Raw genomic sequence first — 22,373 nt, 5'->3', positions numbered from 1 at the left:
TAACGGTTGGCGCAGGCGCGCGCTGGCCGCACAATAGAGGTTTCCCTACACCAGATTGCCGGAGTTCTACCCATGGCCGAAATCAAGGAAGCCCTTGTCCCCGATATCGGTGACTACAGCGATATCCCGGTAATCGAGGTGCTGGTCGCCGTGGGCGATACGGTCAAGAAGGACCAGGGCCTGGTCACGCTGGAAAGCGACAAGGCCACGATGGAGGTCCCTTCGTCGGTGGCCGGCGTGGTCAAGGAACTGAAGGTCAAGGTTGGCGACAGCCTGTCTGAAGGCAAGGTGGTGGCCTTGATCGAAGTGGCCGAAGGCGACGCTGCTGCTGCGCCTGCTGCGGCACCGGCCAAGGCCGCTGCCCCCACCGCACCCAGCCAGAGCGCGCAGGCACCGGCCGCCGCACCTTCTGCTGCGCCGTCCAGCGGTGGTGGCGATGTCGAAGCGCTGGTGCCGGACATCGGCGATTACACCGATATCCCGGTGATCGAAGTGCTGGTTGCCGTCGGCGACACGGTCAAGAAGGACCAGGGTCTGGTCACGCTGGAAAGCGACAAGGCCACGATGGAAGTGCCGTCGTCGGTAGCCGGTGTGGTCAAGGCCATCAAGGTCAAGGTGGGCGACACGCTCTCGCAGGGCAAGGTCGTGGCCATCATCGAAGCCGAAGGTGCTTCGGCATCCACCTCTGCGCCGGCTCCGAGCCAGGCAGCGGCAGCGGCAGCCGCCCCGGCGGCGGAAACCCAGACCAAGGTCGAGCCGGTAGCCGTGCCCGCGCAGCCGGACAAGCTGGCTGCACGTGATATCGCCTCGGCCGGCAGCCCGGCGACCCCGCCGGTGCAGTTCAATGCCGACAGCGTGCTGCCGGGCAAGGTGCCTTACGCAACGCCGGCGGTGCGCGTGTTCGCCCGCGAGCTTGGCGTGGATCTGCTGCAGATCAGCGGTACCGAGAAGGGTGGCCGCATCACCAAGGCCGACGTGCAGAGGTTCGTGAAAGCGGCGCTCACCGGTGCTGGTAACGCGACCAGTGGCGCGCCTGTGGCCACAGGCGGCGGCCTGAACCTGCTGCCGTGGCCGAAGGTCGACTTCGCCAGGTTCGGTGAGGTGGAGACCCAGCCGCTGTCGCGCATCAAGAAGATCTCCGGTGCGAACCTGGCCCGCAACTGGGCGATGATTCCGCACGTAACCCAGTTCGACCAGGCCGATATCAGCGACCTGGAAGCCCTGCGTGTGGCATTGAACAAGGAGAACGAGAAGGCCGGCATCAAGCTGACCATGCTCGCGTTCCTGATCAAGGCCAGTGCGGCGGCGCTGAAGAAGTTCCCCGAGTTCAATGCGTCGCTGGATGCCAGTGGCGAGAACCTGACCCTGAAGAAGTATTTCCACATCGGTTTTGCCGCCGACACGCCCAACGGGCTGGTCGTACCGGTCATCCGCGATGTGGACAAGAAGGGCGTGGTGCAGATCGCGCAGGAAACCGGCGAGCTGGCGAAGAAGGCCCGCGACGGCAAGCTCGGCCCGGCCGACATGAGCGGTGGCTGCTTCTCGATCAGCTCGCTTGGCGGTATCGGCGGCACGGCGTTCACTCCGATCGTCAACGCACCGGAAGTGGCCATCCTCGGCGTATCCAAGTCGTCGATCCAGCCGGTCTGGAACGGCAAGGAGTTCGCACCGAAGCTGATGCTGCCGTTGTCGCTGAGCTATGACCACCGCGTCATCGACGGCGCGCTGGCCGCACGCTTCACCAGCTACCTCTCGCAGGTGCTGGCCGACATGCGCCGCGTGCTGCTGTAACCCAGCTGCTCCCCCTTTCGCGCGGCCGCCGCCCACGGCGCGGCTGCCTGGACAATAGCAATGACAGCCCGCCGGCCGCCCCGGCCGGGCATGAGGAAATCGACCATGGCCACGATTGACGTCAAGGTTCCCGACATCGGCGATTACAGCGATGTGCCGGTGATCGAAGTATTGGTCGCCGTCGGCGACACGGTGAAGAAAGACCAGGGTCTGGTGACCCTGGAATCGGACAAGGCCACGTTGGAAGTGCCGTCCTCGGCTGCCGGTGTGGTCAAGGAAATCAAGGTGAAGCTGGGCGATACCCTTTCCGAGGGGGCGGTGGTAGTGGTGCTGGACGCTGAAGGTGGCGCTGCGACTGATGCCCCGGCCAAGGCCAATGCCCCGGCCAAGGCAGCGGCACCGGCCGCACCGGCGAACAAGCCGCCGGTCACGCCGTCGCACCGCGCACCGGTCGAGCCGGCAGCGCCCAAGCCCGCGCTGGCCAGCGGCAAGCCGGCCGACATCGAATGCGAGATGGTCGTGCTCGGGTCCGGACCCGGTGGCTATACCGCGGCCTTCCGCGCCGCCGATGTCGGCCTGGACACGGTGCTGGTCGAGCGCTATGCCAGCCTCGGTGGCGTCTGCCTCAACGTCGGCTGCATTCCGTCCAAGGCACTGCTGCATGCGGCGGCGGTCATCGACGAAGTCGCCCATGCCGGTGACTTCGGCGTCGAGTTCGGCAAGCCCACGATCACCCTGGACAAGCTGCGCGCGTACAAGGAAAAGGTGGTTGGCCAGCTGACCAAGGGCCTGGCCGGCATGGCCAAGCAGCGCAAGGTGCGCAATGTGCAGGGCGTGGGCACCTTCGTCTCGGCCAACGAACTGCAGATCACCGCCGAAGATGGCAGCACCCAGCTGCTGCGCTTCAAGCAGTGCATCATCGCGGCCGGGTCGCAGGCGGTGAAGCTGCCGAACTTCCCGTGGGACGACAAGCGCGTGATGGACTCCACCGATGCGCTGGAGCTGGCCGACGTGCCGGCGTCGCTGCTGGTGGTGGGCGGCGGCATCATCGGCCTGGAAATGGCGACCGTGTATGCCGCGCTGGGCAGCAAGGTGACCGTGGTCGAGTTCATGGACCAGCTGATGCCCGGCGCTGACAAGGACCTGGTCAAGCCGCTGGCCGACCGCCTGAAGAAGCAGGGCATTGAAGTCCATCTGAAGACCAGGGCTGCCGGTGTCAGCGCCGACGCCAAGGGCATCACCGTGAGCTTCGAGGCCGCCGAGGAAGGCCAGTCGCCTGCGCTGGCGCAGGGCACCTTCGACCGCGTGCTGGTGGCCGTGGGCCGCTCGCCAAACGGCCGCAAGATAGGCGCCGAGAATGCCGGCGTGCAGGTTACCGAGCGCGGCTTCATTCCGGTTGACCGGCAGATGCGTACCAACGTGCCGCACATCTTTGCCATCGGCGACATCGTCGGCAACCCGATGCTGGCCCACAAGGCCACGCACGAAGGCAAGCTGGCTGCCGAAGTCGCTGCCGGGCACAAGAAGGAATGGGTAGCGCGCGTGATTCCGTCGGTGGCCTATACCAACCCTGAAATCGCCTGGGTCGGTGTCACCGAGACCGAGGCCAAGGCCAAGGGCCTGAAGGTCGGCGTGGCGAAGTTCCCGTGGGCCGCCAGTGGTCGCGCCATTGGTATCGGCCGTACCGAGGGTTTCACCAAGCTCATCTTCGATGAAGAGACCCACCGCATCATCGGCGGCGCCATCGTCGGCGTGCATGCCGGTGACCTGCTGGCCGAGATCGGTCTGGCCATCGAGATGGGCGCGGAGGCCGAAGACATCGGCCACACCATCCATGCCCATCCGACGCTGAGCGAATCGGTGGCGATGGCTTCGGAAATCTACGACGGCACCATCACCGACCTGTACATGCCGAAGAAAAAGTAAGCCTTGGCCGCCCAGCCTGCCGAGGCTGGAACGCTGCTCGTTCGAGCGGTGGAGCGGATTGAAGTCCGGTGCCGGTTATCTGGCATCGGATTTTTTTATGCCCGGCCGAAAGCACGCAGGTGCTGAGGATTGATCGGCGCGTGTCGCGCAACGCAGCCGCCCGCCTATCCGGCGCGCGTAGAGCGGGGCTCTGCCCCGCTGGACGGCTGCAGTAGCTGGACGGCTGCAGTAGCTGGACGGCTGCAGTAGCTGGACGGCTGCAGTAGAACCGCCCACTGCGGCGGGTAGGCGCAATCTGGCTACTGCAGTGGCGTCGCCCGATAGCCTCGGCATCGATCCAGAAAGATCATGGCCGTGCCTGGAGGGGAGCCTCCGCTCGGCAGGCATCCAGGCGCTGTACTCCATCACATACGAGGTTCTCATGAACACTCTGTCACGCATTGCCACCACGTGCTTCCTCACTCTGGCCGCTGCTGCGTCGATGGCAGGCAGCGCTGCCGCAGCGGCGCCGCAGGCGGGTGCGATGTTCAACCCGCAGCAGCAGTGGGCCTGCGTCATTGTCCAGGCATACGGATGGGAACGTGTGGAAATCGTGTTGTCGGACAGCCACGCGGGGGCGCTGCTGACCGCTGGCGCAAAGTTCGGCAAATACAACGTACGCAGCTGCGCACCCAAGCACTGACGGGCGGCAGCAGCGGAAAGGAGCGCAGGCCGCTCCTTTCCGCGATGCCGATGCAGGTCAGAACGACATGCTGATGCCGGCCACCGGGCCCTTGAACTCCTGCTTCAGGCCAACCAGGCCATCGCTGCCCTTCTTGTCGACGTCGAGCTTGAACCAGTCGTAGCCGGCGAAGATGCCGAACTTCCGGGTGAAGCGGTACTCGACGATCGCGTTGGCACGGCTCAGGTCGCCGTCGTAGTCGTCGAAGCTGCCCCAGCTGGTGTTGAGGTACTGGCCCTGCAGATTGATCAGCCAGCGGTCGGCCGGGGTGAAGGTCAGGCGGGCGCCGACAACCGGGGCGACGCCGCTTTCGCTCTCGTCAAGGAAGCGGCCCTGGTACACGGTGCCCAGGTCGGCATAACCCTTGGCGCTGACCTTGGCCCATTCAGCACCCAGCTGCAGACCCATTTCGAAGCGGTCGGTATCCACCACGGCATAGTCGTAGACCAGGCTTGCCACCTGGTACTTGAGCTCTGCCTTGACGAAGCTGCCTTCCGGCACGGAGACGTCACCGAATGCGATGCCCTCGTTGAGGGTCTCGCGGCGATCCTTGTCCCACTTGAAGTAGTCGAAGATCAGGCGCTGGCGGTCGCTGAAGCGGAACACGCCGTCAACGCGCGGTTCCCACTCCTTGCCACCCAGGCTGAAGTCCTCGTTGAGGTTGACGTCCTGGCCGGCAATGTTGGTGCTGCCGCGGATGGTGTTGTCGGTATCGATGTTCATCGCACCCAGGCGCAGGGTGAAACGGTCATCGTTCTCGGCGGCATGGGCAGCACCGGCGACGCTGGAAGCGGCCAGGGCAATGGCGAGCAGGGCAGGGGTGGAGCGCATTGTTCGATCCTTGCGGGGTTAAACAGAGGTGAACACATACTCCCCAGCGCGGCGTCCACCATTCGTGAACGTATGGTGCAGAGCGTGTGACCCCGAAGGATGCGGATGGCCCCGCCACCCAGCGGGGCCATCCACAGGGACCTGCGGAGCGCATCGACGAGGAAAAGCGCGCAGGTCGAAGACTGGGACCGGCAACCGCGACCAAAGTTCAATATGCTGCGGCGCAGCACGTGTAAAGCCCTGCTGCGGCCCGCATCGGGGCCCGCGTCGCAGCAAATTTCCTTCACGTGCGGGAACTTGCGCACTGGCGATATGAACACGCGGCGGTTGTCTCGCAAATTGTCCCATTGCTATAATTTGGCGGCTCGACGAGGCACGCATGCCGTGACCTCATGCACACCACCCTTTTCAATCGTGCGGGACATCTTGTGCTGAACTCCGGTGACACGGGTCGGCGACTGATGCTGCGCGCCGCGGTCTACCCGCTGGCGGCAGTGGCTGTCCTGGCTCTGGCCTTCCTGCTGATGGGGCCGAAGTACGCAGTGGCGGCGCTGGTTTCCGGTGTGGCCGTGTCTGCGGGCGGTTGGGTGGCGGCCCGGATGGCGTTGGGCGGTGGCGTGCAGGCGGCAGGTTCGGCCATGACCCGGCTGATCGTGGCCGTGGTTGCCAAGTGGGTTCTCGTTTTTGGTGCACTGGCGGTAGGTGTACTGGTCTTCAAGCTGCCTGCCCTGGCGCTGCTGGCCGGTGTTGCCGTCGGGCTGATGTTCCAGGTCCTGGCTCTGGCCAGGCAATGATCGAATTCAATTAAAGAAGGTTCCGGACACATGGCAGGCGAGGCGCTTACACCCACCTCCTATATCCAGCATCACCTGCACAACCTCACCGTTGGGCAGGGGAGCCCCTGGGCGATCCATCTTGATACCCTGGCCACCTCGGTGTTCATGGGCCTGGTGATGGTCGTGGCGTTCTGGCTGGCCACGCGCAAGGCCACTGCCGGTGTACCCGGCAAGTGGCAGGCCTTCGTCGAGATCTGCCTGGAGTTCGTTGACCGGCAGGCCAAGGACACCTACCACGGTACCAGCAAGCTGGTGACCCCGATCGCGATCACGATCTTCTTCTGGATCCTCCTGATGAACCTCATCAAGATGATCCCGGCCGACTTCATCGCCCTGCCGCTCGAGCTGATGGGCGTGCCGTACTGGAAGCCGGTGCCGACCGCCGACGTCAATGCCACCTTGGGCATGTCGATCAGCGTGTTCTTCCTGATGCTGTTCTTCGCACTGCGTTCCAAGGGCATTGGTGGCTTCACCAAGGAGTTCCTGACCGCGCCCTTCGGCAAGTTGATGATGCCGTTCAACCTGATCCTGAACATCGTCGAGTGGCTGAGCAAGCCGATTTCGCTGGCGATGCGACTGTTCGGCAACATGTTCGGCGGCGAAATCGTCTTCCTGCTGATCTGGGTGCTGGGCGGTGCAGGTATCGCCGGCATGTTTGCTGGTGCCTTCGCCGGCTTCGGCTGGATGCTGTTCCACCTGCTGGTGATTCCGCTGCAGGCCTTCATCTTCATGATGCTGTCCATCGTGTACCTGAGCCTGTCGGAAGACGCTCACTGAGTTTCGCTGCACCCTTCATCCGTTTGTTTCCAACCCTTAGCTAAACGTTCCCGGAGAAAACCATGTACTTCGCCGTCCTGACCAATCTCGCCCAGGTCCAGAGCTCCACCGTCCTCGCCGTCGGCATCATGATCGGCCTGGCCGCACTGGGCGCTGGCCTGGGTCTGGCCATCATGGCTGGTAAGTTCCTGGAGTCGGCCGCGCGCCAGCCGGAACTGATCCCGGTCCTGCAGGTCCGCATGTTCATCACCGCCGGCCTGATCGACGCCGCCTTCATCATCTCGGTCGCCGTGGGCCTGCTGTTCGCCTTCGCCAACCCGCTGGTCGGCGAGTTCGTCTCGCGTCTGCCGGCCATCGCTGGCTGATCCAGCGAAAGCGAAACGATCGGGCGCTTCGGTGCCCGGTCGCGGATGAAGGACCGGGGGTGCCGCCGTTTCGGCGGCACCGCCATCCCGTCACAACCGACTGAGCGACTACAATGGATATCGGTTTTACCCTCATCGCCCAGGCCCTGGCCTTCGCAGCCCTGATCTGGCTCATCGCCACCAAGATCTGGCCGCCGCTGATGAACGCGATCGAAGAGCGTCAGCAGAAGATCGCTGAAGGTCTGGCCGCTGCCGATCGCAGCCAGAAGGACCTCGCCCAGGCTCAGGAAAAGGTCAACGAAGCCCTGAAGGAAGCACGCGGCAAGGCCAACGAGATCATCGACCAGGCCCACGCGCGCGCCAACCAGATCGTTGAAGCCGCCAAGAACGAAGCGATCACCGAAGCCAACCGTCAGAAGGAACTGGCCCAGGCCGAGATCGACGCGTCGGCAACCCGTGCCCGCGAAGAACTGCGCCGCCAGGTGTCCGCACTGGCTGTCAGCGGTGCTGAAAAGCTGCTCAAGCGCGAAATCGACGCCAACGCCCACAAGGCGCTGCTCGACGAGCTGGCGGCGGAGATCTGATATGAGCCAGGCCCTCACGCTTGCCCGCCCGTACGCCCGCGCCGCCTTTGCGACCGCGCGTGACGAAGGCACGTTCGCGCCGTGGTCGGACGCCCTGGCGTTCTCTGCCCACGTCGCCGCCGATCCGCGCGTTGCGGGCCTGCTCGCCAATCCGGAGCTGGGCCGCGACGAAGCCGTCGCGCTGCTCGCCCCGGACCAGACCAGTGAAACCTTCTCGCGTTTCCTGGCGCTGCTGGCCGATGCACAACGCCTGCCGCTGCTGCCGGAAATCGCCGGGATGTACGACGCACTGCGCGCCGAAGCCGAACACGTGGTCAAGGCCACGGTGACCTCGGCCGGTGAACTGTCCGGCACCGAACTGGATGCGATCAAGGCCGCGCTGGCAAAGCGCTTCGGCCGCGCTGTGGAGGTCACCACCGCGGTGGATGCCTCGCTGATCGGCGGTGCCGTGATCGACGCCGGGGATGTGGTCATCGATGGTTCGCTGAAGGGCAAGCTGGCCCGCCTGCAGACCGCGCTCGCTAACTGAATTCATTTAATTGCCCGACCTGAACGTCGGCACTAGGACTCGAAGATGGCAACCACGCTCAACCCCTCCGAAATCAGCGAACTGATCAAGTCCCGCATCGAGAAGGTCAAGCTGTCCGCGGAATCGCGCAACGAAGGCACCGTGACCAGCGTGTCCGACGGCATCGTGCGCATCTTCGGCCTGGCCGATGTGATGCAGGGCGAAATGATCGAACTGCCGAACAACGTCTTTGCCCTCGCCCTGAACCTGGAGCGCGACTCGGTCGGCGCCGTGGTGCTGGGTGATTACCAGAGCCTGCGCGAAGGCGACGTGGCCAAGACCACCGGCCGCATCCTGGAAGTGCCGGTGGGTCCGGAACTGCTGGGCCGCGTGGTCAACGCCCTGGGCGAACCGATTGACGGCAAGGGCCCCCTGGGCACCGACCTGACCGCTCCGGTCGAGCGCGTTGCACCGGGCGTGATCTGGCGCAAGTCGGTCGACCAGCCGGTGCAGACCGGCTACAAGTCGGTCGATGCCATGATCCCGATCGGCCGTGGCCAGCGCGAGCTGATCATTGGTGACCGTCAGACCGGCAAGACCGCGATGGCCATCGATGCGGTGATCAACCAGAAGGGCACCGGCATCAAGTGCGTGTACGTGGCGATCGGCCAGAAGGCCTCGACCGTTGCCAACATCGTGCGCAAGCTGGAAGAAAACGGCGCCCTCGCACACACCGTGGTGGTCGCCGCCACGGCGTCCGAATCGGCTGCGATGCAGTACATCAGCGCCTACGCGGGCTGCACCATGGGTGAGTACTTCATGGACCGCGGCGAAGACGCGCTGATCGTCTACGACGATCTGTCCAAGCAGGCCGTGGCCTACCGCCAGATCTCGCTGCTGCTGAAGCGCCCGCCGGGCCGTGAAGCCTACCCGGGCGACGTGTTCTATCTGCACTCCCGTCTGCTGGAACGCGCTGCCCGCGTTTCCGAGGAATACGTGGAGAAGTTCACCGAGGGCAAGGTGACCGGCAAGACCGGTTCGCTGACCGCGCTGCCGATCATCGAAACCCAGGCCGGCGACGTCTCGGCGTTCGTGCCGACCAACGTGATCTCGATCACCGACGGCCAGATCTTCCTGGAAACCGACCTGTTCAACGCGGGTATCCGTCCGGCCGTCAACGCCGGTATCTCGGTGTCGCGCGTGGGTGGCTCGGCGCAGACCAAGATCATCAAGAAGCTGTCCGGCGGCATCCGTATCTCGCTGGCCCAGTACCGTGAGTTGGCGGCGTTCGCGCAGTTCGCCTCGGACCTGGACGAAGCGACCCGCAAGCAGCTGGAGCGCGGCCAGCGCGTGACCGAGCTGATGAAGCAGAAGCAGTACGCGCCGATGTCGATCGCCAACCAGGCGCTGTCGATCTACGCCGTCAACGAGGGTTACCTCGATGACGTGCCGGTCAACAAGCTGCTGGGCTTCGAAGAAGGCCTGCATGCCCACTTCGCCAACACCCAGGGCGAGCTGGTCAACAAGGTCAACGCGACCGGCGGTTGGGACAATGACATCGAAGCGGCCTTCAAGAAGGGCATCGCCGAGTTCAAGACCACCGGCAGCTGGTAAGACGGACGTGCGGCGGGGCCTGGCCCCGCAGCACCGTTGAATGCAGCGGGGCAGCGCCCCGCTCTACGGGATCAAGAGATGGCAAGCGGACGCGAAATCAAAACCAAGATCAAGAGCGTGCAGAACACCCGCAAGGTGACGCGCGCGCTCGAGATGGTCTCGGCCTCCAAAATCCGCAAGGCGCAGGAGCGGATGAAGACCTCGCGTCCGTACGCGCAGGCGATGAAGCAGATGATCGGCCACCTGGCGCAGGCCAGCACCGATTACCAGCACCCGTTCCTGATCGAGCGCGAGCAGGTCAAGCGCGTCGGCTACATCGTGATCTCTTCCGATCGCGGCCTGGCCGGCGGCCTGAACAACAACCTGTTCCGCAAGATGCTGGGCGAAGCCAAGGGCTGGCAGGACAAGGGCGCCGAGGTTGACCTGGTGACCATCGGCCAGAAGGCATCGACCTTCTTCCGCCGGGTCAAGGTCAACATGGTCGGCAGCGTCACCCATATGGGCGACCTGCCGCAGCTGGAACAGCTGATCGGCGTGATCAAGGTCATGCTTGATGCCTTTACCGAAGGCAAGGTCGACCGCGTGTACCTGGTGTACAACCGCTTCATCAACACGATGACGCAGAGCGCCAGCTTCGACCAGCTGCTGCCGTTGCCGGCGGCCGAGAAGCAGGTTGCGCACCACGACTGGGACTACATCTACGAACCCGATGCCGCGACCGTGCTCGAGCACGTGATGACGCGTTACATCGAGTCGCTGGTGTACCAGGCGGTGCTGGAAAACGTCGCGTCCGAGCATGCAGCCCGCATGGTCGCGATGAAGGCGGCCAGTGACAACGCGAACAAGCTGATCGGCACCCTGCAGCTCGTCTACAACAAGGCGCGTCAGGCAGCGATCACCCAGGAAATCTCCGAAATCGTCGGCGGCGCGGCAGCAGTCTGACCGCGTTCGTTAAAAGCACACATTTAGAGGATGCAGCAATGAGTCAGGGCAAGATCGTTCAGATCATCGGCGCGGTCGTCGACGTCGAGTTCCCGCGTGAGTCGGTGCCGAAGGTGTATGACGCACTGAAGGTCGACAACACCGAAATCACCCTCGAAGTCCAGCAGCAGCTGGGCGACGGCGTGGTGCGCACCATCGCCCTCGGCTCGACCGATGGCCTGAAGCGCAACCTGGTGGCCACCAACACCAACCGTGCCATCTCGGTGCCGGTCGGTGCCGGCACCCTGGGCCGCATCATGGACGTGCTGGGTCGCCCGATCGACGAAGCCGGCGAAGTTGCTGCGTCGGACACCTGGGAAATCCACCGCGCAGCCCCGTCGTACGAAGATCAGTCCCCGGCTACCGAACTGCTGGAAACCGGCATCAAGGTCATCGACCTGATGTGCCCGTTCGCCAAGGGCGGCAAGGTCGGCCTGTTCGGTGGCGCCGGCGTCGGCAAGACCGTCAACATGATGGAGCTGATCAACAACATCGCCAAGGCGCACAGCGGTCTGTCCGTGTTCGCCGGCGTGGGTGAGCGTACCCGCGAGGGCAACGACTTCTACCACGAAATGAAGGACTCCAACGTCCTGGACAAGGTGGCGATGGTGTACGGCCAGATGAACGAGCCGCCGGGCAACCGTCTGCGCGTCGCCCTGACCGGCCTGACCATGGCCGAGTACTTCCGCGACGAGAAGGATGCCAGCGGCAAGGGCAAGGACGTGCTGCTGTTCGTCGACAACATCTACCGCTACACCCTGGCCGGCACCGAAGTGTCGGCACTGCTGGGCCGCATGCCGTCGGCGGTGGGTTACCAGCCGACCCTGGCCGAGGAAATGGGTGTCCTGCAGGAGCGCATCACTTCGACCAGGAATGGCTCGATCACCTCGATCCAGGCCGTTTACGTGCCGGCCGATGACTTGACCGACCCGTCGCCGGCGACCACGTTCGCCCACCTGGACTCGACCGTGACCCTGTCGCGTTCGATCGCTTCGCTGGGTATCTACCCGGCCGTCGATCCGCTGGATTCCACCAGCCGCCAGATGGACCCGCTGGTCATCGGCCAGGAACACTACGACACCGCCCAGCGCGTCCAGCAGACCCTGCAGAAGTACAAGGAACTGAAGGACATCATCGCCATCCTGGGCATGGACGAACTGTCCGAAGAAGACAAGCAGGCCGTGACCCGCGCCCGCAAGATCGAGCGCTTCTTCAGCCAGCCGTTCCACGTGGCCGAAGTGTTCACCGGCTCGCCGGGCAAGTACGTGTCCCTGAAGGACACCATCCGTGGCTTCAAGGCCATCGTCGATGGCGAGTACGACCACCTGCCGGAGCAGGCGTTCTACATGGTCGGCAGCATCGAAGAAGCGGTCGAGAAGGCCAAGAAGATGGCCGAGAAGGCCTGATCCGGGCGGGGCGGGCAGCGGCCCGCTCCACCTGACGCCGGCAGCGGGCCTGGACCCGCGCCGGTGGTCCCCCACGGTGGCGTCGTGCCACCGCGAACAGCGAAGAGACTTGCATGAGCACGATCCGTTGCGACATCGTCAGCGCCGAACAGGAAATCTTCCGTGGCGAAGCGACCCTCGTCGTGGCCACCGGTGAGCTCGGTGAGCTGGGCATCGCGCCCAAGCACGCCCCGCTGATCACCCGCCTGAAGCCGGGCAAGGTGGTGGTGACCACTGCCAATGGCGAGCACCTGGATTTCTTCATTTCCGGCGGCATCCTGGAAGTGCAGCCGCAGGTGGTGACGGTGCTGGCCGACACGGCGGTCCGCGCGCAGGACCTCGACGAAGCGTCGGTCCGCAAGGCCAAGGAAGAAGCCGAGCGCGTGCTGGCCAACCGCGGCGAAGCCATGGAGATCGCCGAGGCGCAGCAGAAGCTGGCCGAAGTGACCGCCCAGCTGCAGGCGCTGGAGCGCCTGCGCCGCAACCTCAAGCACTGAGGGCGCGCGCCCACGGGCGCGACCAGCGGTGACAGCAAAGACGCCGGCCCTGTGCCGGCGTTTTTTGTTTTTCGGGCGCGTCGGTCGCGACTCCCCGATTGATCAATGCTTCGTGTTTCCGCGCGCAAATCGAATTGCTCGATCAATGCGGGAAGTGGGCATAGGGCCACAGCGTTGAGGCACGCGGTTGCGCAGACTCTCCGTAGTTTCCTGCGCCGATCCTCCTATGCATCCTCTCAACCGTCTTCTGCAGCGTCGTCTCGGGTTTGGCGTGCTGACGCTGGGCATGGTCGGCGCACTGCAGGCTGCACCATCCCCGGTCGCGCCCCTGTCACAGCTGGTGGCGCTGGTGGCCCAGCGCAATGCCATCGCACACGATGTCGCAGCCAACAAATACCCGCGCGATGTGGCAGTGGTCGACGTGAAACGGGAGCAGATCGTACTGCAGCGCAAGCGCGAGCAGGCCATCGAGCGCGGCCTGGACCCCGAAGCGGTCGTGGGCTTCTACGTACAGCTGATCGAGGCCAACAAGCTCGTCCAGCACGAGGACTTCTACCGCTATCGACTGGGACGCGTACCGCCGCCCGCACCGACGCTCGATCAGATCCGTCAGCGCATCGACCATGTCGACGCACAGCTGCTTGATCTGTGGCCGCACCTGCAGGGGGCGCGCGCGGACCTGCACTGCACCGCGCGGACCGCTGATACGACACGGCACTGGCTGCGGCGCCACCCTGGCACTACGCAGGCCGAGCGGCTCGCGCTGGTGCGGAGCCTGGTGGGCTTCTGCGTGCACGACGGCAAGGCGCAGCGCTCAGCGGTAGACGAACTTCCGTAGCATCAGAAACGACACCGCAGCCAGCAGCGCTTCGACCAGCGGCTTGGCCAGCCAGGCCTGGCGCATTCCGAGCTGTCGGCCTGCGGTACTGACCAGCACGGTGCTCAACGCAGTAAGCATCAGCCAGACGCCAAGAAAACGAACGAACCGCCGCCATCCGAGACGATGCTCACGGCCGTCGGCAAAGGTATAGCGGCCGTTCAACCAGAAGCCCAGCAGCATGCCGCCCGCGCGTGCCAGGACGTTGGCCGGCGGCAACGGCACACCCACCGCGGTGAGGGCGACGAACAGCAGCCAGTCCAGCCCCAGCTGGGCCAGGCCGACCATGAGGAAAGCGCTGCCCTGGCGCAGCAGCCTCATGCGTCCGCGCCTGTGTTGCTGCGGTGCTGTTGCACGCCGGCCAGCAGCATGTGCACCGGCTGGCGCGGCTCGCTGGCGACATCGAAGTTGAGCCAGGAAAGCAGCATCTGGGTGCCGATGATCACCGGCAAGGCAGCGGCCATCACCGTGCCGGCGGTAGCGGGCACACCCGTCTCAACCGACAGCCACCATTGGCAGGCACCAAACACAGCGCCGGCGGGCAGCAGCAGCGCGCCCAGCAGCAGCTCCACGCTGGCCACCGAGAAACCACGCAGCAGATACCCGTAGCCCACGCGGCGCAGCGTATTGCGCAGATGGCCCAACATGAACGGGCCGATCATCTGCAGTGGCCGCAGGCTGCTGTTCTCGTCCGCGTAGCGGGCGCGCATCGGCACGTCGACGACGACGGCGCGCGCCTGGTTGAGATGGAACAGCAGGTCGGATTCGAAAAAGTAACGCGTGGCGATGCGTTCCATGTCCAGTTCCTGTACCAGCTCGCGGCGGATGGCGGTGTACCCGTTGGTGGGGTCGGCGATCTGCCAATAGCCGCTGGAGAGCTTGGTCATGAACGAGAGTGCTGCATTGCCGGCCAGCCGCAGCCACGGCATGCCACGCACGAAGCCGATGCGATGGAAGCGGTTGCCCTTGGCATAGTCGGCCTGGCCTGCCAGCAGCGGGCTGGCGAAGCGGCGCAGCAGGGCCGGGTCCATCTGCCCGTCGCCGTCGAGCTTGACGATGACCGCCGCCTCGGTAGTCAAGGCGTGGCGATAACCGGTCAGCACCGCAGCACCGACGCCGCCGTTGCATTCGTGGGTCACCACCTGCACGCGGGGGTCGGTGCAGCGCTGCTTCACCTGCTCACCACTTTGCTCGGGGCAGGCATCGTCGATAACGAAGATCCACTCCACTTCCGGGCCGATCTGTTCGATCAGTGGCAGCAGCTGGCTGGACACGCGGTAGCTGGGGATGACCACGGCGATGCCACGGGGCGCAATCATTGTGCCTCCTTGCCTGGCGATGGGCCGGCTGCGGGCAATGACCACCATTGCCGTCCACCCCGTTCCTCGCGCAGTACCGCGCTGCGCAGCTGCAGGGCGCGTTGCTGGGGGGCAGTAAGGGTCTCTGTGCGCAGGATCACCTCGCTGACCTGCAGCGTATGCAGCAACATGCTCCACCGGTTGCCCAGCGGGTCCTGTTCCGCAGCGGCGGCGGCCTGCTGGTTGCGCGGTGCATACCAGCTGACGCTGCGCCCGCGCTGGCCGAACTCGGCGGCGAACGGCTCGCCGGCATCCAGCAGCAGTATCGTGCCATCGGTCCGGCCGCCGTCGCGCAGGGCGGAGGCCAGCGCACGTTCGGGCGCATAGTGCTCCTGCAAGGGCTGCACATCGCCACCGGCGAGGACAAGCTGCTTCACCGCGCCACCGCGCAGCATCCAGTTGCCGTTGGCGTGCAGGCCCACATTGATGACGCACACCGCGGCCAGCAGGCCGACCGCGGCGCGCAGCGGCAGGTCGTTGACCGCCGCAGCGGCCACGACGCACAGCAGCACCAGACCCGGATAGGCATAACGCAGGTACTGCACCGGCAGCAGCGGCACCACCAGCACCGCGGCGGTGACCAGCGCCGCCGCGCGCGTGGCCGGACGCAGCAGAGCCAGCAGCCAACAGCCAGCCAGCGCAACCAGAACCACACCCGCAGCGCCGTTGCGCGATTCGAAGTAACGCGCACTGTCAAAGGTCAACGACCATGGCAGTGCCGCATTGAAACCCAGCTGGTAGCGCGCGTCGGCAAAATTGACCGGCGCGTAGTACGGCGACTGGAACACGCCGTTGAACAGCGGCAGCACCGGATTGCCGGTGAGCCATGTGGACTGCGCGTAGCTTGCGCCTCCCACGACCAGTCCGGTCGCGATGACGAGCACGATGCGCGACACAGAGGGCCACGGGTGGCGGAGCAGCGCCCACAGCAGCACCGGAATGGCCGTGGCTGCCGCCATGGTCTTGCTTGCGGCGAGCAGGCCCGCCAGTACCGCCAACTGCAGCCAGAAGCGCAGGCCACCCTTGGGTGCTGCGGCGGTCAGCGCACACATCCACACCAGCACGGCCGCGCTGGAGAGCTCGGTCTGCATGCTGGTCGCCAGGCCCGGCGTCAGCGGCAGGCTGGCCACCAGCGCCACCGCCAACCAGCGCAGCAGCGGCCTGGCCGAGAGCCGCCGGGCAAGCTCCCACGCACCGGCACCCAGCACCAGCAGCCACAGCGCATTGACCGGCCCACGGGCCTCGGCCCCGGCCAGCACCTGCGCGAAGGCGTGGATGACATCACTGGCCCAGGGGGCCAACGCCCAGATCTGCTGCTCCGGCGCTGGCGTGTAGACACCGGAGAGCATCAGCTGCCACGGCAGTCGCAGGTGATAGGTGAGATCGTCGTACTGCAGCGTGGGCAGCCAACACGCTGTGCTGGCGAGGCCGGTGATCATCACCGCCAGCGCCGCGCTGCGCGGCGCCTGCTGCACCGATACCTGCCACCTTGCACGTGCAGCGTGCAGCGAAGGCAGCAGCGCGTTGTGCTGCCAGAAGAGCAGCCCGGCGCACAGCAGCAGGTAGCTCCAGCGGTAATGCACCGGCAGCAGCAGCATCCAGCCCAGAGCGCCGGCCAGCAGCGCCAGACCCAGCACCAGCTGAAGCGTCATCGGCTGTCGGGGCGCGAGCCGCGTGCCCAGCGCGCAGGCAGCCAGCGCCAGCAGCAGCGTGGCCAGCACCGGCAGCACACCGCAGAACAGCAGCAGCGCTGAACACCACGCCAGCGCCAGCGCGCTGGCCCAGGCGGGGCGCGCGGTGCGCCCATGCAGCACCCGACGCAGCACCCACGCCAGTGCCCACGCCAACAACGCCAGCACCAGCAGTTCACTGGCGCGATTGGCGGGCAGCTGGGCGAGCAGATCGCTGCGCACCAGTCCGGCGGCAAGCAGCACTGCGCCCAGCCAGGGCAGCAGGAAAGACGAACGAGGCAAGATCACTGACATCCTGTACGGGCTGACCAAGGGCGTCGGCTATGCTAACAGTCTCACCAGGACAATCTGCCGGACCCGGGATACCCCCATGAGCCAACCTCTGCACGTCATCATCCTCGCCGCCGGCGCCGGCAAGCGCATGAAATCCGCGCTGCCCAAGGTACTGCAGCCCATTGCCGGGCAACCGATGCTGGCCCACGTCATTGCCACCGCGCGCAGCCTGCAGCCTGATGCCATCCACATTGTCTACGGCCACGGTGGTGAGCAGGTGCGCGCGCAGTTCGCCGAGCAGACCGACCTGCTGTGGGCCGAGCAGTCGCAGCAGCTGGGCACCGGTCATGCTGTCGCGCAGGCCATGCCCGAGGTGCCGGATACCGCGCAGGTGCTGGTGCTGTACGGAGATGTGCCGCTGATCCGGACCGCCACGCTGCAGGCCCTGCTGCAACAGCCCGGACGTCTGGCGGTGCTGGTGGCCGAAGTCGATGACCCCACCGGTTACGGGCGTATCGTGCGTGATGCCGAAGGCCGTGTCGGCGCCATTGTCGAGCAGAAGGATGCCGATGACGAACAGCGCCGCATCCGCATCATCAACACCGGCATCATCAGCGCTGAATCCACCGCGCTGCGCCGTTGGCTTTCGCAGCTCTCCAATGCCAATGCGCAGGGCGAGTATTACCTGACCGATGTGTTCGCCTTCGCCGCAAGTGAATTCACCGCGGCTGAGATGGCAGCGGTATCGGACCCGCAGGAAGCCGAAGGTGCCAACGACCCTTGGCAGCTGGCACAGCTAGAACGCGCGTGGCAGCAGCGCGCTGCACGAGATCTGTGCGTGCAGGGCGCACGCGTGCTGGACCCGGCGCGTCTGGATATCCGCGGTGAGGTCACCGTCGGCCGCGACGTGCAGATCGACGTCAACGTCGTGCTGGAAGGTCGCGTCCACCTGGCTGACGGTGTCAGCATCGGTCCTTTTACCCGCCTGAAGGACGTGCAGCTGGGCGCTGGCACCGTCGTGCGTGCCCACTGTGACCTCGAAGGCGTCAGCAGCGAGGGCGCCGCCCAGATCGGGCCGTTCGCGCGGCTGCGTCCGGGCACCGTGCTGGCCGACGGCAGCCATGTCGGCAATTTCGTCGAGACCAAGAACACGCGGCTTGGCCCGGGCAGCAAGGCCAACCATCTCACCTATCTTGGCGATGCCCAGATCGGCAGCAAGGTCAACATCGGTGCAGGCACCATCACCTGCAACTACGACGGGGTGAACAAGTCGCAGACCACCATCGGCGACCGCGCGTTCATCGGCTCCAACAGCGCGCTGGTGGCCCCGGTGGTGATCGGCGAAGGCGCGACCATTGCCGCCGGCTCGGTGATCACACGTCAGGCACCGGAAGAGAAGCTCACGGTGGCCCGTGCCCGCCAGCAGACGATTGAAGGCTGGCAGCGCCCGACCAAGCGCTCCTGAACGCCGCTGCCGGGCGCGATGACCGATTCCCGCGCGAGCCGACCCATGGTCGGCTCGCGCACGAAGCGCGGCCGAGGCCACGGTGGGTCATCTCGCCGGCGAGCGGCCGGGCAGGGCCCGGCTCCACGTCCGGTGCTGATGTTCAGCCACCTGGATTGGCTGCGTTGCGGAACACATCGATATGCGGCGCGGTAGGCCCGAACTTCAGGTAGACGACCTGGATGTGCACACGGGAAGGATCGTAGTCCACGCCTGGGCCGAACTCGACGATGAAGCTGCCGTCCAGCAACGGGCGCTGGTCGAGCGGGCCGATGAACTGCAGCGGTATCGCGGCCTCGCGCACCGGCAGCACCGACGCCAGCGAAGTCACCCTGCCTTCGTTGCGCCAGCCCGGGAAGCGCCACCCATAGTTCTGATCCGCATCGACCTCGACCTGCGGGGCGTAGAGCATGGCCTCATCGTGCCCGTAAGCGAACACCAGGGTCGCCGTGCCATCCATTTCCAGCGACGCAAAATCCTTCGGCCGGAAGCGGCCCTCACCATGCAGCGCGTATTGAACCCGCAGCGGCGACGTCGAGATGACCCGCGCATCGTAGAACGTGGTATCGGAGAAGCGGTTGTCGGTCTGTGCGAATACCGGCGCGCTGAACAGCATCAACAGCAACAGCAGGAGTCGTGACATAAGGAATGACCTCCGGTGACGGTCAGAATTGACCGACGTCATCAGGGCACAGCCGTCGCAGCACATGGGCATTCGACGCCCGCATCGCCGCAATCTGTGCACAGCCCCCCGCCAGGCCCGTGACCCATGACGCAGAAAGCACCGCATGGGCATCCAGCGAGGCGGCATGACGCGACACCCTCGACGAAAAAGCACGAGCTGCCCGCCTGCAGCTCCATCCGCACCAACAGCGTGACGACCAACGGTCGTCACCTACCGACATCCGTCTGCGGTCCGTGGCCGGGGACGAACGTCCAGCCGACGCTTTACGCCTTTGCCTTTGCCTTTGCCTTTGCTTCGGCCCGCCGCAGGCGCGGGCGCCGGGCAGCGCCCGGCACTACCCCATCGGCAACCACACCGTCACGCACAATCCCCCCTCCGTGCGGTTCTGCAACGACACCGTCCCCCCATGCGCTTCCACGATCTCCCGCGTCAGCGCCAAACCCAACCCGGTGCCATTGCGCTTGGTCGAGTAGAACGGCATCAGCGCATTGTGCAGCACCGCCTCGTTCATGCCCCTGCCACGGTCAAGCACATCCAGCCGCAACCGCTGCGGCTGCCGCACCAGCACCACCCGCACATCACTGTTGGGCGGCTCGGCCTCCGCACAGGCTTCATGCGCGTTCTTGAGCAGGTTCAGCAGCGCCTGGCTGAACTGCGAAACATCCACCCGGCTGGTCAACGAGGCATCCACGGCATCCAGCTGGAACGGAATCTGCTGCTGCAGGCCCGCCAGGTAGCTGGCCCAGTGCACCGTCTGCAGCTGGGGCTGCGGCAACTTGGCAAAGCGCGCATAGCCACGGATGAACTCCTCCAGATGCCGCGCCCGCTCCTCCACCGTGGTGAAGATCTCGGGCAACCGCTCGTGCCGTCCCCGCCTGACCAGCTCGCCACCGGAATGCGCCAGCGACGCAATGGGGGCCAGCGAGTTGTTCAACTCGTGGCTGATCACGCGGATCACCTTCTTCCAGGTCTGTACTTCCTGGCGACGCAGCTCGGCGGTCAGCAACCGGATCAGCATCAGCTCGTGCGGCCTCCCGTTGAGGTGGAAGCTCCGGCGTGAGAGGTGGTAGATCTGCTCGTCTTCCTCATCCTGCGCATCGTCTTCGCGCACCGCGAACAGGCTGTCGCCACCGCGCGCGATGGCATCACACAGCGCGGCCGGCATCTGCCTGAGCAGTTCGGCCATGCGTTGGCCTTCCAGTTTCCAGCCCCCATGCAGCAGCTTGCGCGCGGCGAGGTTGGAAAACACCACACGCGACTCGCCATCCCCGCCGTCGGAGATCAGCAGCATGGCCACCGGCGTGTTCTGCAGCATGGTGTCCAGCAGCAGCTCGCGCTGCACCAGCGACTGGCGCTGTTCGCGCAGCACATCGCCAAGCTCGCGGTGGGCCTGCACCAGGTTGCCGAGCTCGTCCCTGCCGCGCCAATGCACGCTGAAGTTGTACTCGCCGTCGCGGTAGCTGCTGGTGATGCCGGTGAGTGCACGCAGCAGCGAACGTACCGGTGCCACCGCACGCATCAGGCTCCACCACATCAGCGCAAGCAGCAGCAGCGCCGAGACCAGCACCACCAGCCAGCCCCGGTCCATCCAATAGGCCAGCAGCCACGGAACCGCAGCGGCCAGCACCAGTACCGGCAACAGCCGCAGGAACAGCCGCAGGGTGAAGGAGGACCCGGTCATTCGCGCGGAATGCCGTAACGGTCCATGCGCCGGTACAGCGCCTGCCGGCTGAGGCCGAGCGCGGTGGCGGTCTGGGCGATCACGCCGTTATGTGCGCTCAATGCCGCCTCGATCCGCTGGCGGTCCGGTTCCACGCCAGGTGCGGGGCTGCGCGGTGTGCTTGCGCGGGGCAGGTTGAGGTCAGCAACCTCGATGCAGTCGCCCAGCGCCAGCAGTTCGGCGCGCTGGATCACATTGCGCAGTTCGCGCACATTGCCCGGCCACGGATAGCGTTGCAGTGAGGCGGCCGCCGACGCCGACAAGCGCCGTGAGCCCTCAAGGAAATGCTCGGCCAGCGGCACGATGTCGCCGGGGCGTTCGGCCAGCGGCGGCAGGCTCAGCTCCACCGTGTTGAGGCGATAGTAGAGATCCTCGCGGAAGCTGCCGTCGCGGATCATCGCCGGAAGATCGGCATTGGTCGCGCTGACCACGCGCACCTTGACCTGGCGCTCGCGGTTGGAGCCCAGGCGCTCGAAGCGGCCGGTCTCAAGCACGCGCAGCAGCTTCATCTGCCCGCCCAGCGACAGGTTGCCGATCTCATCCAGGAACAGGGTGCCGCCATCGGCGGCCTCGAACTTGCCCTCGCGCGCCTTGTTGGCACCGGTGTAGGCACCGGCCTCGGCGCCGAACAACTCGGCTTCGATCAGCTCCGAGGGCAGGGCGCCGCAGTTGACGGTGACAAATGGCCCCTTGGCCGCAGCCGAGTTGGCCTGGATGATCTGCGCGATTTTCTCCTTGCCTGCGCCATTGGGACCGGTGATCAGCACCGGCAGCGTCGAGCGTGCAACCTGGCAGGCCAGGGCGATGACCCGCTCGCTGGCCGGATCGGCGAAGACCGCCCCACAGAGCGCGTAGCGCTGCTGCAGGGTGTCGCGCTGCTGCTGCTCACGCTGGCGGCGGCGGTCCAGCTCACGGCGCGCCTCGGAAAGCTCGAGCAGATTGTTGACCGTGGTCAACAGCTTGCGGTCATCCCACGGCTTGCCCAGATAGTCCGCAGCACCGGCCTTGACCAGATCGACCGCGCTGCCTAGGTGGGTCCAGGCCGTGAGCAGAATCACCGGCAGGTCAGGGTGATGCTGGCGGATCTGCGCAAACAATGCTTCGCCTTCTTCGCCCGAGGTGGTGTCCTGGGTGAAGTTCATGTCCTGGATCACCAGATCGACCGGATGTTCCTCCAGCAAGGCCAGCCCCTGTTCCGGTGACCCGGCGTGCAGCGTCTCGATGTCGTGCAGCGAGAACAGCACATCCAGCGCGGTGCCCACGCTGGCATTGTCATCGATGATCAGGATCTGGGGCATGGCAGCAGGCAGGCGAGGGCGCCAATGGCGCAGAAGTAGATGGAAGCGACATTACACGTTGCGATCACGGTCGTGCAGTGCCGGTCGGTGA

At 65.6% G+C, this 22,373-nt stretch carries 21 protein-coding genes; 14 read left to right on the top strand and 7 right to left on the bottom strand.

Annotated elements, in window-relative coordinates:
- Positions 1-72 precede the first annotated feature (72 nt).
- The 3 genes from aceF (at position 73) to RZA67_RS14020 (ending at position 4,399) form a co-directional block, all read left to right on the top strand.
- Positions 73-1,791 (top strand): dihydrolipoyllysine-residue acetyltransferase, encoded by a 1,719-nt coding sequence (aceF, locus tag RZA67_RS14030; protein WP_317213341.1) that lies wholly within the window; start codon positions 73-75, stop codon positions 1,789-1,791.
- 105 nt (positions 1,792-1,896) lie between these two features.
- On the top strand, positions 1,897-3,717 hold the full coding sequence (lpdA, locus tag RZA67_RS14025) for a dihydrolipoyl dehydrogenase (protein ID WP_317213340.1): 1,821 nt from the start codon (positions 1,897-1,899) through the stop codon (positions 3,715-3,717).
- Between the two features lie 421 nt (positions 3,718-4,138).
- Positions 4,139-4,399, top strand: a complete 261-nt coding sequence (locus RZA67_RS14020; protein WP_317213339.1) for a hypothetical protein — start codon at positions 4,139-4,141, stop codon at positions 4,397-4,399.
- Between the two features lie 57 nt (positions 4,400-4,456).
- Here RZA67_RS14020 and RZA67_RS14015 read toward each other — a convergent pair whose 3' ends face one another.
- Positions 4,457-5,269, bottom strand: coding sequence for a hypothetical protein (locus tag RZA67_RS14015; RefSeq protein ID WP_317213338.1), 813 nt, complete (start codon positions 5,267-5,269; stop codon positions 4,457-4,459).
- Between the two features lie 428 nt (positions 5,270-5,697).
- On the opposite strand from RZA67_RS14015, the gene RZA67_RS14010 reads away from it, so the two are divergent.
- The 10 genes from RZA67_RS14010 to RZA67_RS13965 all read left to right on the top strand — a co-directional run bounded on the left by RZA67_RS14010 (position 5,698) and on the right by RZA67_RS13965 (position 13,714).
- A complete protein-coding gene (locus RZA67_RS14010; RefSeq protein ID WP_317214024.1) occupies positions 5,698-6,063 on the top strand; it encodes a hypothetical protein in 366 nt (121 codons plus the stop codon).
- 30 nt (positions 6,064-6,093) lie between these two features.
- A complete protein-coding gene (atpB, locus tag RZA67_RS14005) occupies positions 6,094-6,882 on the top strand; it encodes a F0F1 ATP synthase subunit A (protein ID WP_317213337.1) in 789 nt (262 codons plus the stop codon).
- Between the two features lie 62 nt (positions 6,883-6,944).
- Positions 6,945-7,247, top strand: coding sequence for a F0F1 ATP synthase subunit C (gene atpE / locus RZA67_RS14000; RefSeq protein WP_025877367.1), 303 nt, complete (start codon positions 6,945-6,947; stop codon positions 7,245-7,247).
- Positions 7,248-7,360: 113 nt separating this feature from the next.
- A complete protein-coding gene (locus tag RZA67_RS13995) occupies positions 7,361-7,831 on the top strand; it encodes a F0F1 ATP synthase subunit B (RefSeq protein ID WP_317213336.1) in 471 nt (156 codons plus the stop codon).
- A gap of 1 nt (position 7,832) precedes the next feature.
- Positions 7,833-8,360, top strand: coding sequence for a F0F1 ATP synthase subunit delta (locus RZA67_RS13990; RefSeq protein WP_317213335.1), 528 nt, complete (start codon positions 7,833-7,835; stop codon positions 8,358-8,360).
- A 45-nt stretch (positions 8,361-8,405) separates the two neighbouring features.
- Entirely contained in the window at positions 8,406-9,953 is a 1,548-nt protein-coding gene (atpA, locus tag RZA67_RS13985; protein ID WP_317213334.1) for a F0F1 ATP synthase subunit alpha, read from the top strand.
- A gap of 78 nt (positions 9,954-10,031) precedes the next feature.
- A complete protein-coding gene (atpG, locus tag RZA67_RS13980; protein ID WP_317213333.1) occupies positions 10,032-10,895 on the top strand; it encodes a F0F1 ATP synthase subunit gamma in 864 nt (287 codons plus the stop codon).
- A 38-nt stretch (positions 10,896-10,933) separates the two neighbouring features.
- Positions 10,934-12,340, top strand: coding sequence for a F0F1 ATP synthase subunit beta (gene atpD / locus RZA67_RS13975; RefSeq protein WP_317213332.1), 1,407 nt, complete (start codon positions 10,934-10,936; stop codon positions 12,338-12,340).
- 113 nt (positions 12,341-12,453) lie between these two features.
- Positions 12,454-12,876: a F0F1 ATP synthase subunit epsilon gene (locus RZA67_RS13970; protein WP_317213331.1), complete on the top strand. Its 423-nt coding sequence runs from the start codon at positions 12,454-12,456 to the stop codon at positions 12,874-12,876.
- A 226-nt stretch (positions 12,877-13,102) separates the two neighbouring features.
- Entirely contained in the window at positions 13,103-13,714 is a 612-nt protein-coding gene (locus tag RZA67_RS13965) for a chorismate mutase (protein ID WP_317213330.1), read from the top strand.
- Here RZA67_RS13965 and RZA67_RS13960 read toward each other — a convergent pair.
- Genes RZA67_RS13960 through RZA67_RS13950 form a run of 3 tightly spaced genes read right to left on the bottom strand, consistent with a single transcriptional unit; the run spans position 13,691 to position 17,084 of the window.
- Positions 13,691-14,074 carry a GtrA family protein gene (locus tag RZA67_RS13960; protein WP_317213329.1) on the bottom strand — a complete coding sequence of 128 codons (384 nt, stop codon included), beginning with the start codon at positions 14,072-14,074 and terminating at the stop codon, positions 13,691-13,693. The two genes, RZA67_RS13965 and RZA67_RS13960, sit on opposite strands and share 24 nt — an antisense overlap.
- The gene (locus tag RZA67_RS13955; RefSeq protein ID WP_317213328.1) at positions 14,071-15,072 is read right to left on the bottom strand and encodes a glycosyltransferase family 2 protein; all 1,002 of its coding nucleotides are present in this window, start codon (positions 15,070-15,072) and stop codon (positions 14,071-14,073) included. The genes RZA67_RS13960 and RZA67_RS13955 overlap by 4 nt, the downstream gene beginning before the upstream one ends.
- Positions 15,069-17,084, bottom strand: a complete 2,016-nt coding sequence (locus tag RZA67_RS13950; RefSeq protein WP_317213327.1) for a hypothetical protein — start codon at positions 17,082-17,084, stop codon at positions 15,069-15,071. Before RZA67_RS13950 ends, RZA67_RS13955 begins: the two co-directional genes overlap by 4 nt.
- Before the next feature lie 88 nt (positions 17,085-17,172).
- On the opposite strand from RZA67_RS13950, the gene glmU reads away from it, so the two are divergent.
- Positions 17,173-18,540: a bifunctional UDP-N-acetylglucosamine diphosphorylase/glucosamine-1-phosphate N-acetyltransferase GlmU gene (gene glmU, locus RZA67_RS13945; RefSeq protein WP_317213326.1), complete on the top strand. Its 1,368-nt coding sequence runs from the start codon at positions 17,173-17,175 to the stop codon at positions 18,538-18,540.
- Positions 18,541-18,682: 142 nt separating this feature from the next.
- Here glmU and RZA67_RS13940 read toward each other — a convergent pair whose 3' ends face one another.
- The 3 genes from RZA67_RS13940 to RZA67_RS13930 form a co-directional block, all read right to left on the bottom strand.
- Positions 18,683-19,222 carry a hypothetical protein gene (locus tag RZA67_RS13940; protein ID WP_317213325.1) on the bottom strand — a complete coding sequence of 180 codons (540 nt, stop codon included), beginning with the start codon at positions 19,220-19,222 and terminating at the stop codon, positions 18,683-18,685.
- A gap of 376 nt (positions 19,223-19,598) precedes the next feature.
- On the bottom strand, positions 19,599-20,945 hold the full coding sequence (locus RZA67_RS13935; protein ID WP_317213324.1) for an ATP-binding protein: 1,347 nt from the start codon (positions 20,943-20,945) through the stop codon (positions 19,599-19,601).
- On the bottom strand, positions 20,942-22,282 hold the full coding sequence (locus RZA67_RS13930) for a sigma-54 dependent transcriptional regulator (protein ID WP_317213323.1): 1,341 nt from the start codon (positions 22,280-22,282) through the stop codon (positions 20,942-20,944). The genes RZA67_RS13935 and RZA67_RS13930 overlap by 4 nt, the downstream gene beginning before the upstream one ends.
- Positions 22,283-22,373 lie beyond the last annotated feature (91 nt).

The sequence above is a fragment of the Stenotrophomonas sp. C3(2023) genome, assembly GCF_032911385.1.
Lineage (GTDB): Bacteria > Pseudomonadota > Gammaproteobacteria > Xanthomonadales > Xanthomonadaceae > Stenotrophomonas.
Note: the sequence above shows the minus strand (reverse complement) of the source record. Positions and strands in the feature narration are given on the sequence as shown.